Source organism: Archangium lansingense (genome assembly GCF_026626635.1).
In the GTDB taxonomy this organism is placed as follows: domain Bacteria; phylum Myxococcota; class Myxococcia; order Myxococcales; family Myxococcaceae; genus Archangium; species Archangium lansingense.
The window spans coordinates 12,918,486-12,930,000 of the sequence record NZ_JAPNKA010000001.1; the positions used below are offsets into that span (position 1 = coordinate 12,918,486).

General features: G+C 64.7%; 9 protein-coding genes and 2 rRNA genes. 4 read left to right on the top strand and 7 right to left on the bottom strand.

Features of this window, described 5'->3' with window-relative positions; translation table 11 throughout:
* Nucleotides 1-110: 110 nt before the first annotated feature.
* Together OV287_RS52000 and OV287_RS52005 are read right to left on the bottom strand one after the other, a co-directional pair.
* Nucleotides 111-1,835, bottom strand: coding sequence for a glycerol-3-phosphate dehydrogenase/oxidase (locus tag OV287_RS52000; protein ID WP_267541553.1), 1,725 nt, complete (start codon nt 1,833-1,835; stop codon nt 111-113).
* Between the two features lie 298 nt (nt 1,836-2,133).
* On the bottom strand, nt 2,134-2,325 hold the full coding sequence (locus OV287_RS52005; protein WP_267541554.1) for a hypothetical protein: 192 nt from the start codon (nt 2,323-2,325) through the stop codon (nt 2,134-2,136).
* Between the two features lie 188 nt (nt 2,326-2,513).
* Between OV287_RS52005 and OV287_RS52010 the strand changes: the two genes are divergently transcribed.
* Complete coding sequence (locus tag OV287_RS52010) at nt 2,514-2,939, top strand: hypothetical protein (protein WP_267541555.1); 426 nt, start codon at nt 2,514-2,516, stop codon at nt 2,937-2,939.
* Between the two features lie 61 nt (nt 2,940-3,000).
* On the opposite strand, the gene OV287_RS52015 is transcribed toward OV287_RS52010, so the two are convergent.
* Nucleotides 3,001-4,953: a sensor histidine kinase gene (locus tag OV287_RS52015; RefSeq protein ID WP_267541556.1), complete on the bottom strand. Its 1,953-nt coding sequence runs from the start codon at nt 4,951-4,953 to the stop codon at nt 3,001-3,003.
* Nucleotides 4,954-5,199: 246 nt separating this feature from the next.
* On the opposite strand from OV287_RS52015, the gene OV287_RS52020 reads away from it, so the two are divergent.
* Nucleotides 5,200-5,547, top strand: a complete 348-nt coding sequence (locus OV287_RS52020) for a putative signal transducing protein (RefSeq protein ID WP_267541557.1) — start codon at nt 5,200-5,202, stop codon at nt 5,545-5,547.
* 112 nt (nt 5,548-5,659) lie between these two features.
* The gene (locus OV287_RS52025) at nt 5,660-6,685 is read left to right on the top strand and encodes a tetratricopeptide repeat protein (protein ID WP_267541558.1); all 1,026 of its coding nucleotides are present in this window, start codon (nt 5,660-5,662) and stop codon (nt 6,683-6,685) included.
* 143 nt (nt 6,686-6,828) lie between these two features.
* Here OV287_RS52025 and OV287_RS52030 read toward each other — a convergent pair whose 3' ends face one another.
* Nucleotides 6,829-7,050, bottom strand: a complete 222-nt coding sequence (locus OV287_RS52030; protein WP_267541559.1) for a hypothetical protein — start codon at nt 7,048-7,050, stop codon at nt 6,829-6,831.
* Between the two features lie 143 nt (nt 7,051-7,193).
* On the opposite strand from OV287_RS52030, the gene OV287_RS52035 reads away from it, so the two are divergent.
* Complete coding sequence (locus tag OV287_RS52035) at nt 7,194-7,397, top strand: SlyX family protein (protein WP_267541560.1); 204 nt, start codon at nt 7,194-7,196, stop codon at nt 7,395-7,397.
* A 27-nt stretch (nt 7,398-7,424) separates the two neighbouring features.
* Here the strand turns inward: OV287_RS52035 and OV287_RS52040 are convergent, their stop codons facing one another.
* The 3 genes from OV287_RS52040 to OV287_RS52050 form a co-directional block, all read right to left on the bottom strand.
* Complete coding sequence (locus OV287_RS52040; protein WP_267541561.1) at nt 7,425-7,871, bottom strand: hypothetical protein; 447 nt, start codon at nt 7,869-7,871, stop codon at nt 7,425-7,427.
* 201 nt (nt 7,872-8,072) lie between these two features.
* Nucleotides 8,073-8,189 (bottom strand): 5S ribosomal RNA (rrf, locus tag OV287_RS52045).
* Between the two features lie 167 nt (nt 8,190-8,356).
* Nucleotides 8,357-11,325 (bottom strand): 23S ribosomal RNA (locus tag OV287_RS52050).
* Nucleotides 11,326-11,515 lie beyond the last annotated feature (190 nt).

Consider the following 11,515-nt stretch of genomic DNA (forward strand, 5'->3'; position numbering starts at 1 on the left):
AACGCCTGGAGGGCGGACCCATTCCGTATTGAAGCACGGTAGGTCGCCTATGTGCTGGGCGGTAGGGAGGACGGGGGCAAGTCCCCCCGGCAGGTGCGGGCTGGTGGACGTCAGGCGTCGGCGGGATCGATGCCGAAGAGACGCTCCACGTCACTGGAGTAGTCGGCGAGCTGTCGCTCGACGGTGTCGGGGCTCCAACCCAGCAGGGGGGCCATGTCGGAAGCGGCGATGCGGGCGGCGGCGCGGCCCAGGTCTCGCGTCTCGAAGGCGACTTTGAGGCGGCGCACGAGCAGGTCGGACAGGGAGTGGACGAGCTCGTGGGTGACGCCGTGGACGGCCTCGGCGCGGATGTAGGGAAGACCGGGGACGAGGGGCTCGGCGAGGTGAGGCTGCTCACGGGTGAGGGCCCACACCTGGCGCCAGCGGGAGCCATAAGCGCGCACGAGGTGGAGGGCGGTGTCCTCGCGGGCGACCTCCGAGCGGGCGGAGGCGAGCTCGGCGTCGAGCGAGGGGATGTCACCACCGGGGAGCGGGAGAGCGTGGGTGGGGGCCTTGCGGTGGGGGACGCCGAGGGCCTGCTCGACGGCGTCGACCATGTCGCGGGCCATGACGCGGAAGGTGGTGAGCTTGCCGCCGGAGATGGCGAGGACGCCGGAGGGGCTGCTGTGGATGGCGTGCTCGCGGCTGGCGCTGCCGGCGTCACCGGAGCCGTAAGCGCTGGCGACGAGGGGGCGGATGCCGGCCCAGGCGCTGACGACGTCCTCGCGGGAGAGGTGGGCGTTGGGGAAGAAGCCGTTAGCGGAGGTGAGGAGGTAGTCGACGTCGGAGAGGCTGGCGCGGACCTCGGAGGGGTGGGCGCGGGTGGCTGTTTCCGTGGTGCCGATGATGGTGTGGGTATCGGCGGGGAGGATGAACATGACGCGGCCGTCGACGGGGGACAGGAGCGTGAGGGCGCAGTCGGTGGGGAGCCGGTCGTGGGGGACGGAGATGTGAACGCCCTTGGAGCCGCGGACGGTGGGAGCGTCGCCGTTGGCGGCGTCGAGCTTGCGAATCTCATCGGACCAGGGCCCGGTGGCGTTGACGAGGACGCGGGCGCGGACGGTGAGCTGCTGGCCGGTGAGGGAGTCGACGACGGTGGCGCCACGAGCGCGGCCGTCCTGGAGGAGGAGGGAGCGGACGGAGACGTGGTTGAGGACGACGGCGCCGGCCTCGGAGGCGCCGAGGGCGTTGATGAAGGTGAGGCGGGCGTCGTCGGTGGCGGCGTCGTAGTAGCGGGAGCCGCCCTTGAGACCTTCGGTGCGGAGACCGGGGATGATTTCGGAGACCTGGCGGGCGTTGAAACTGCGGGAGCCCTTCACATTCCGGAAGAGGGCGAGGGCGTCATAGAGCTTGAGACCGGCGGCGAGCTTCCAGCGAGGGATGCGAGCGCCCTGGTAGACGGGCCAGACGAAGGCGAGGGGCCGGACGAGGTGGGGGGCGAGACGGAGGAGACGGTAGCGCTCGATGGAGGACTCGAAGACGAGGCCGAGGTGACCGTGTTCGAGGTAGCGGACGCCGCCGTGGATGAGACGGGAGGAGCGGCTGGAGGTACCGGAGGCGAAGTCCTCGCGTTCGACGAGAGCGACACGGAGACCGCGGAGGGAGGCATCGCGGGCGATGCCGGAGCCGGTGACGCCGCCGCCGATGACGAGGAGATCGAACTCCTGGGAGGAGAGAGCGGCGAGGCGCTCGGAGCGAGGGGCGGGGGGCTGGGGAGAAAGAGGGAGGGAGGCGACAGCGGAGGAGTCGCGGCGGGAGAGAGCTGAGGTGGAGAGGGCGGCGGAATCAGGACGCACGGCAGGAGTGTAATGGGGGCGGAGGGGGGTAGGCAGCAGGAAGCGAACGCGGTGCGTCAGAGTCAACTCCCTCTCCCTCTGGGAGAGGGTTGGGGTGAGGGAAAACCGGACACTGGCTCCCCAGAAAAACCACTCTAGGAGAACCCACCCAAGAAACCCGCCCAAGAAACCCACCCAAGAAACCCGCCCCTCTCCCCTCGGGAGAGGGACGGGGTGAGGGTATCGAGGGCCGAGGGTTCCCCCAGAGGAAGCCCCAAGAGGAGACCCCGAAAGCCCAAGAGGGACCGCTCAGAAGGGATCAGCGCTTGGTCTCACCGGGAGGAGAGCCGGGCATGGGGCCAGGGGAGGACGAACCACCGCCGCCGGCCTGGCGAGAGGGGTGGGCGTCGTTGTTGGGGTTCTTCTGATTGGATCTGTTATCGCGGTCCTGTTTGTAGTCGGGGTTGTTGGGGTTCTTGACGTTGGAGCGCTGGTCGTTGGGGTTGGGCATGGAGACGAACCTCGAAGAGAGGGAGCCGAGCGGGATTACCCGGGAGGGGGCAAACTAGGAGTGGGGCGCAGGAGCGGCACCGGACCTACGGGGAGGGCGAGTGTCGGAAAGGGGGCGGGAGGAATGCGAGGGGAAGAGGGAGTGACTACTTCCAGGGGTGAGGGGCCTGTAGCCGGGGGAGGTGGCGCGTGAAGACGGTGACGTACGAGCGCAGCGGGAGGACGAACACGGGGGCGCAGGCGGTGCGGGTGGAGGGGCTGAGACACCTGCGGGTGCTGGAGCAGGGCGAGACGGTGGTGGAGAGGGAGCTGACGGAGGAGGAGCTCGAGAGGCTGAGGCCGCTGTTGGAGGAAGCGGAGCGGCAGCCGGCGCCGGCGGTGTTGGAGCCGGTGGCTGGGGGGCCGAGGGGGATGGCGGTGAGCCTGGCGTTCGAGGACGAGGAAACACCGCGAGTGCGGCTGGAGGCGCACGCGGGGCAGAGGGCGAAGGGAGAGGGGACGCCCTATGACGAGCTGTTGCAGGAGCTGGACGAGCTGCTGACGGAGGAGCTGCACCTCAGGGCGCCGAGACACGCGCACGCGGTGTTGCCACACGAGCTGCGTCAGGAGGAGTAACCCACACCCCGGACCCACGCCGGCGAAGCCGGAGCTGAAGAGCCCAACCGAAGCGGGGAGCTCAGACGGCGGGATGGGAGCCGGAGGCGGGGCGGCCGCTGGGAGGAGGCACGAGGGGGAGGGCCACAGTGAAGGTGGCGCCCTGGCCGGGCTGACTCTGGACGCGGATGTCGCCGCCGAGCGACTCGACGATCTGCTTGACGATCCACAGGCCGAGGCCGAAGCCGCCGTAGTGGCGCTCGGAGACGGCGCGCTCGAAGCGCTGGAAGATGCGGGCCTGGTGCTCGGGGGCGATGCCGATGCCGTGATCTCTCACGGTGAGCTGGGCGATGTCGCCGTCCTGGAGGACGGACATCTCGACGGGCTGATTGGCGCCGTACTTGATGGCATTGGAGAGCAGGTTGGTGACGACCTGCTCGAGGCGGAGACGATCCCAACGGCCGATGACGGGGGCGTTGGCCTGGAGGACGAGGGAGCAGCCGGCACCGGCGGCATCGGCCTCGGCGCGGGTGACGACGTCCTGGAGGAGGGCGGCGAAGTCGACGGTCTCGTGCTCGAGAGCGAGGCGGCCGGCGCGGATGCGGGAGACATCGAGGAGGTTGTTGACGAGCTGGTGAAGGCGCTCGGCGGGGCGGCGGGTGGACTCGATGCGCTTGCGAGCGGGGTGCGGCTGGCCGTCGTCAGCGGTCTCGGGGAGGGCGCGCCAGAGGAGCTGGAGCTGAAGCTGGAGCGAGGTCAGGGGCGTCTTGAGCTCGTGGGAGGCGACGGAGAGGAAGTCGTCGCGGATCTGCAGGGCGCGCTGGAGATCGGTGGCGAGCGCCTCCACCTCACGGCGGCCGAGCACCTGTTCAGTGACCTCGGCACATAGGCCCATGGTGCCGCGAATCTCCCCGGCGTGACCGCGCCAGGGCTGCCAGGTGAGGTCGAAGTACTTCACCTCGGGGTGGCCGGTGCCGGAGAAGTCGGCGCGAAGGGGGACCTCGTGGCCGGTGAAGGGAGTGCCCTTGCGGTAGACCTCGTCGAGGAGCTGGAGGAGGTGGGGATCAAGGCCGGAGAAGGACTCGCGGACGGAGCAGCCTGGAGAGAGGAGCTCACCGACGAGGGTCTGACCGAGCGGGTTGACGAGCTCGACGACGTGGTCCTCGCCGCGGGTGAGGCAGATGGCGACGGGGGCCTGCATGAAGAGGGTGTCGAGCCGTTCGCGCTGGGACTCGGCCTCGAGGTGGGCGTCATGTTCGCGGGCGAGGAGCTGGGCGCGCTCGTGTTCCTCGCGGAAGCGGGCGGAGATGTCGCGGAAGACGATGACAGTGCCGAGGCTGCGGCCGAGCGAGTCGGAGATGGGGGCGGCGGTGTGCTCGATGGGGAGCTCGGCGCCGTTCTTGGAGAGCAGGAGGGCTGGGAGGCCGAGCTGGACGGGCCGGTCCTCGGAGGGGGCGAGGCGGGAGGGTGCGAGGGGCTCGCGGGTGGAGGGGTCGACGAGACGCAGGACACGCGCGAGGGGTTGGCCGATGGCATCGAGCTCGCGCCAGCCGGTGAAGTAGGAGGCGACGGGGTTGATGAAGCGGACGAGACCATCGGGGCCGGTGGTGAGGACGGCGTCGCCGATGCTGCGCAGGGTGATGGCGAGGGTATGGCCATTGGCCTGAGCGGAAGCGCGGGCGGAGTGAGCCTCATGGAGGAGGCGGCGAGCGCGGGAGGCCACCAGTGACAACAGGGCAGCGGCGCCAGTGAAGAAAGCACTGGAGACGAGGTGGAGAGAGGGCGCGCCGGCGGGGCGAACGAAGAAGGAAGTAAGGACGAGGGAGACGGTGGTCGCGAGGGCACCAGGCCCATGGCCGCCGAACCAGGCGGAGAGGACAACGGCGGAGAGGAAGAGGAAGTAAGGAGAGGGCGAGAGCCAGGGGGCGAGGAGCCACTGGAAGCCGACGGCGAGTCCGGAGAGCAGCAAGGCCAGTCCGTAGCGGGCCCAGGGGAGCGAGGCATACGGAGGGGACTGGCTGAGCAAGAAGGCCACGGCGTCTCCGGGGGGAAGTGACGGCGGGACGGAGTCCGGCAACGGATGGATAGAGGAACGCCGAGAGGGAACCGGAGAAGTCCCCTCCCCTTCCCGAGTGAGTTCCAAGCCAAGCAGATGAATCCCCCCCTGACGTGGACACTCTACCAGCTCGGCCGAGGAGCGAACCAGGGAGGGAGCAGGAGGAGCGAGGAGGCGGCGAGGGCGGGTTGCGGGCCAGGAGGGGCCCTGGGTAGAGAAGGTGCCATGAAACGAGTGAGGTTCTCGGTGCACCGGACGGCGGGGGAAGCGAGGCTGCTGGCGGGATTGCTGACGGGCTCGGGACTATCGGTGGAAGTGCGAGGGGAGGCTTTGTCGCCATTGGGCGGGGAGATTCCGAGCACGGAGACGTGGGTGGAGTTGTGGTTGCCGGAGGAGGAGGTGGAGAGGGCGAAGGAGCTGCAGGGGGAGGTGGAGGAAGGCGGCGAGAAGGCAGCGAGAACGGTGGAGTGCCCGAGGTGCAAGGAGGAGAACCCGGGGAACTTCGAGCTGTGTTGGAGCTGTGAGGAGGAGCTGCCGGAGACGCCGAGGCCGCGGCTGAGGGCGGTGTCCTGAGGGGGGATGAGCCTGGCTGATTGCTCCGGGCAATGGGTATCGAGCAATGACCAGGGGAGCAGGCGGGGGGGCGATGCAGAGGGGACGGCGAGTCCCTTAGAGTCAAAGAGTCGTGTTGAACCCACCACCGCCCGCCGAAGAGACCCGGGGTCACCGAGGTCCCGAGAAGTCCACCGAAGCGCCGCAGGAGCCGAGGAGGCCGCGGCGCCAGTGGTTTGATCGAAGCCTGAGGGGCGCGCTGATTGCCTGCCTGGTGGCCTTCGTGGTGCACCTGATCCCAGTGTTCATGCCGAGGAACATGCCGGAGCAGGAGCTGGCGATCGCGAGGGCGATGACGAACGCGACGGAGCGGGCCCAGCAGCTGAAGAAGCTGAAGGAGAACCGGAAGGCGACGGGGGCGAACCTGAGGGAGGCGGCGGAGCTGTTGAAGGAGGGAGCGCCGCTGGACGCCTACGAGCTGGCGAAGGAGGCGGAGCGGAGGGAGCCGAGGGAGTTAGAGACGCAGCTCTTGCTGGCGAGGGTGTGCCACGGGCAGCGGATGAACCGGTGCGAGGAGGAGTCGTTGGCGAAGGCGGAGGAACTCGCACCTGGAGATCCGAGGGCGGATCTGCTCCGAGCGGACTTCGCGGAGAGGGACGGGAACGTGGAGGGGGCGCTGAAGGCGGTGAAGAAGGCGTACGAGAAGGCGCCTGGGGAGGTGGGAGTGGGGTTGAGGTACGGGAGGCAGCTCAGCGCGGCGGGCCGAGGGGAGGAGGCGATCGAGGTCTTCAGGAAGCTGGAGAAGGACCTGGGGAGAGCGAGGGCACGGGTGGAGGAGGGGTTGGTGAGAGCAGCGCAGGGGAGGATGGAGGAGGCGCGGGAGCTATTCGAGAAGGCGGTGGCGGAGGATCCGAGGCTGCCGATGGGGCACTACCACCTGGGGATGGCAGCGTATCGAGTGGGAGACGTGGAGGGGGCGGAGGAGGCGTTGAGGGAGGCGGATCGCCTGGACATGTCGGACATGAGAGCGCTGGCGGCGCTGTGTGAGATTCAAAGACAGACAGGGCGGATGGACGACATGAGGGCGACGAGGATGGATCTGGAGAGACGTTTTCCAGAGCGGATGGACGCGGTGCGGAGCGCCTGCCGCACCCCGTAACCCCTCCCCCAATCACACCCAATCACCCCTCGCCCTCCGGCAGAGGGACGGGGTGAGGGTATCGAGCATCCCAGGTTGAACCCGAGTCAACTCCCTCTCCCTCTGGGAGAGGGTTGGGGTGAGGGTCAACCTACTCGAGCAACCTACTCGGGGATGCCGCGAATCTGCCGGAGCAAGCGAGCGGCAGCCTTGACCTCGAGGTCGACGGAACCATCAGCGATCTCAGTGCGGACAACGGCCTGGAGGAAGGGAACGGCCTCGTCATGGCGGCCCTCCGAGAACAACAGGTCGCCGAGAGCGCTGCGAGCGCGCGTGAGCATGACGAGGTCCTCGGCCTGAACGGCGGCATCAATGGCATCGCTCAAGGCGGACTCAGCGAGCTCGGGCCGACCACGCTCGAGGAGTTCACGAGCGCGAAGAAGGTATCGGGAGGCGTCCAAGGGGCACTCCAGGGGGAGACAGCCGCAACCCAGGACAACGAGCGTGCAGCCGGGTTATCCCAGGGGGTATGGAAGACGAGTCGCGGATCGTGGAGCTTGAGTTGCGCTACATGCAGCAGCAGGAACTGCTGCAGGAGCTGAACGACGTGCTGTACGCCCAGCAGCGCGAGTTGGACGCGCTGAGGGCGGAGGTGGAGCAGCTGAAGAAGAAGCTGCAGGATGAACCAGGCCTGGTGGACGCGAGGCAGCACGAGAAGCCGCCGCACTACTGAGAGCCCACCCAGGACAGACTGTGGCCGCTAGAAGCGCCACCCGAGGCGCAGACCGATGTGAGGCCTGGGCTGGAGGTAGCCGACCTCGAGGCCAAAGCTGACGGAGCGACCCTGGTAGCCGAAGCCGAAGGCGGCATGGGCGCGGAAGACATCCCCCTCGAAGAAGATCCACGGACCGCCGAGGACCTCGACGTAGAGCGGGGTGCGCCTGGGGTTGAAGCGGAGACTGAGATCGAGGGGGACGCCGAGGGAATTGGGCGAGGTGGTGAGGAGAGCGCCGAAGCGCGTGCCGATGGAGAGGGGGCCGACGAAGATGAAGTCGACAGAGCCGGTGAGGTGGAAGAAGGCGCCGGCGTCGATCTGGTAGTCGCCGCCGAGGGTGAGCCGGAAATCAGCCGCCTCGGCGCGCTCCGGTGCGAGGAAGATGGCGAGAGCGAGGAGACCACCGAGGACGGGACGCAGCAGCTGCTTCATGAGCAAGGCGCTCCTGGACTTGAAGGGTGGAACACCAATCAAGCAAGCCTGGAGGTGCATCGCCAGCGAGAAGAGCAGAAGGGTGTCACGGGAAGCGCGCCGCCACGGAAAGACACACGCAGAGCGTAGAAATGCAGTAGCCCGCAAAGGCGAAGGCCCCGAGTTCTCACGTGTTGTGAGGACTCGGGGCCTTCAAAAAAAATCCGGCAGCGACCTACTCTCCCGCGCGGTTTCCCGCGGAGTACCATCGGCTCTGGAGGGCTTAACTTCCGTGTTCGGGATGGGAACGGGTGGGACCCCTCCGACATTGCCACCGGAAACTGAGTGACTCGTGCATACAAAGGGTAGTTTTCAATTCTGCTTAGAGAAGCTTGTGCCTTCTTCCGGGCCGGCGCCGCTCTCTTTGGAGCGCGCTCGGGGCCTCGACCTTGGACTCGAATCCCTCAGCTCTCCCCTGGTGGGGTGGAGCCTGTGAGAGATTGAGGTATAGTAAGCCTCACGACCAATTAGTACCGGTTAGCTCAACGCGTTACCGCGCTTACACACCCGGCCTATCAACGTCGTAGTCTTCGACGGGTCTTCAGGGGCTTGCGCCCGGGATACCTGTTCTTGAGGTCGGTTTCCCGCTTAGATGCTTTCAGCGGTTATCCAATCGACACATGGCTACCCAGCGATGCCTCTGGCGAGACAACTGGTACACCAGCGGTGTCTCCAACCCGGTCCTCTCGTACTAAGGTCAGAGCCTCTCAAGTATCCTACGCCCACAGCAGATAGGGACCAAACTGTCTCACGACGTTTTGAACCCAGCTCGCGTACCGCTTTAATTGGCGAACAGCCAAACCCTTGGGACCTGCTCCAGCCCCAGGATGCGATGAGCCGACATCGAGGTGCCAAACCTCCCCGTCGATGTGAACTCTTGGGGGAGATAAGCCTGTTATCCCCGGAGTACCTTTTATCCGTTGAGCGATGGCCCTTCCATTCAGGACCACCGGATCACTATGACCTGCTTTCGCACCTGCTCGACCTGTCGGTCTCGCAGTCAAGCTCCCTTATGCCATTGCACTCGACGCCCGGTTTCCAATCGGGCTGAGGGAACCATCGCGCGCCTCCGTTACGTTTTGGGAGGCGACCGCCCCAGTCAAACTACCCACCAGACAGTGTCCCAGCTCCCGTTAAGGGGGCGTGGTTAGACACCAGAATCCGACAGGGTGGTATTTCACCGTTGCCTCCACCGAACCTAGCGGCCCGGCTTCAAAGGCTCCCACCTATCCTACACAGTCGAACCCTAGTGTCACTGTCAAGTTGTAGTAAAGGTTCACGGGGTCTTTCCGTCTTGCTGCGGGTAAACTGCATCGGCACAGCTATTTCAATTTCGCTGAGTCCCTCTCCGAGACAGTGCGGAAGTCGTTACTCCATTCGTGCAGGTCGGAACTTACCCGACAAGGAATTTCGCTACCTTAGGACCGTTATAGTTACGGCCGCCGTTTACTGGGGCTTCGGATCATCGCTTCGCCTTGCGGCTGACGAATCCCCTTAACCTTCCAGCACCGGGCAGGAGTCAGACCCTATACGTCGGCTTCTTGCCTTCGCAGAGTCCTGTGTTTTTGGTAAACAGTCGCTACCGCCATTTCTCTGCAACCTCTCTCGGCTTCGGCTGTACGCCTACACCTACCAGAGGCCCACCTTCTTCCGAAGTTACGGTGGAAATTTGCCTAGTTCCTTGGAGGAGAGTTCTCTCAAGCGCCTTAGGATTTTCTCCTCACCCACCTGTGTCGGTTTGCGGTACGGACACCCTGTAGACTCCCCGCGGAACTTTTCTTGGAAGCCGAGCATCAACGACTAATCCCTTGCGGGACGCCATGGGGTCTCGGGGATAGCTGCCGCGCCTTTTCATCGTACGCGACACCCCTACGCCTTTGGACTGGCACAACCACCGGCCAGCTCGTCTAGCTTTCTCCGTCCTTCCTCGGTTCAACGTCTACAAGATGGCGCAGGAATATTAACCTGCTTTCCATCACCTACGCCTTTCGGCCTCAGCTTAGGTTCCGGCTAACCCTGGGAAGATTAACTTGACCCAGGAAACCTTGGGTTTACGGCGAGGGGGTTTCTCACCCCCTTTATCGCTACTCATTTCGGCATCAGCACTCGCAACCGCTCCAGCAGCCCTTGCGGTCTACCTTCGCTGCAGTTGCAACGCTCCCCTACCACTGCATGCGCCTGACGCATGCAATCCGAAGCTTCGGCGCTAGTCTTGAGCCCCGTTACATTTTCGGCGCGGCCTGTCTCGACCAGTGAGCTATTACGCTTTCTTTAAAGGATGGCTGCTTCTAAGCCAACCTCCTGGTTGTCAATGACCTGCCACATCCTTTCTAGTGTTCACTTAGACTAGACTTGGGGGCCTTAGCTGTCGGTCTGGGTTATTCCCCTCTTGCCAATGGACGTTATCACCCACTGACTGCTTCCCGGGCTAACAATTACTGGCATTCGGAGTTTGGTACGGTTTGGTAATCTGGTGAGACCCCTAGCCGTTCCAGTGCTCTACCTCCAGTATTGAATTACCCAAGACGATACCTAAATATCTTTCGGGGAGAACCAGCTATCACGGAGTTTGATTGGCCTTTCACCCCTACACACAGCTCATCCCAGAAATTTTCAACTTTCATGAGTTCGGTCCTCCATGAGGTGTTACCCTCACTTCAACCTGGCCATGTGTAGATCACCCCGCTTCGGGTTATAATGCACGCAACTGTAGTCGCCCATTTAGGACTCGCTTTCGCTCCGGCTCCACCTATCGGCTTAGCCTCGCTACGTACATTAAGTCGCCGAATCATGATGCAAAAGGTACGCCCTCGCACTGGGTTGCCCCGTAGTGCTCGGACTGCTTGTAGACATGCGGTTTCAGGTTCTTTTCATTCCCCTCACCGGGGTTCTTTTCACCTTTCCCTCGCGGTACTTGTCCACTATCGGTCGCCAAGGAGTATTTAGCCTTACCGGATGGTCCCGGCTGATTCAGGCAGGATTGCACGTGTCCCGCCCTACTTGGGTACCCCGCTCGGCCTCCACCAGTTTTCGCGTACGAGACTGTCACTCTCTTTGGTGCACCTTTCCAGGTGCTTCCGCTAACCGGCAAAGGTCCTACCGCGGACCCGCAACCCCAGTGCCACTTGCGTGACACTGGTTTAGGCTGTTCCCGTTTCGCTCGCCACTACTCCGGGAATCACTCATTGTTTTCTTTTCCTCAGGGTACTGAGATGTTTCACTTCCCCTGGTTCGCTCCTTCGGCCCTATGTATTCAGGCCGAGGTAACGCGGTTTTCACCGCGCTGGGTTTCCCCATTCGGACATCTCCGGCTCAACGTTCGGTTGGCAACTCCCCGGAGCTTTTCGCAGCCACCCACGTCCTTCTTCGCCTCTTGGCACCTAGGCATCCACCGCACGCCCTTAGTAGCTTACTTACCTTAATCTCTCGCAGGCCCGCCTCCCGGCGACGCCTTCAGACTCGAGACCAAGGTCCAGGCCCCAGCTCTTCGCTGCGGACCCAGAAGAATGCATTTGCTTGAGTCACCCGCTTCCAGCGCGCCTGGCCTCTCGGCTCAGACTCGCCTTCCACTGGTGAGTCGAACTTCTCTCAGCAGAAATTGAATT

What these genes read in the sequence shown, in the direction of transcription:
- OV287_RS52005 (WP_267541554.1), bottom strand. Translation starts at nt 2,325, where the DNA reads ATGCCCAACCCCAACGACCAGCGCTCCAACGTCAAGAACCCCAACAAC.
- OV287_RS52020 (WP_267541557.1), top strand. Translation starts at nt 5,200, where the DNA reads ATGAAACGAGTGAGGTTCTCGGTGCACCGGACGGCGGGGGAAGCGAGG.
- OV287_RS52035 (WP_267541560.1), top strand. Translation starts at nt 7,194, where the DNA reads ATGGAAGACGAGTCGCGGATCGTGGAGCTTGAGTTGCGCTACATGCAG.
- OV287_RS52040 (WP_267541561.1), bottom strand. Translation starts at nt 7,871, where the DNA reads ATGAAGCAGCTGCTGCGTCCCGTCCTCGGTGGTCTCCTCGCTCTCGCC.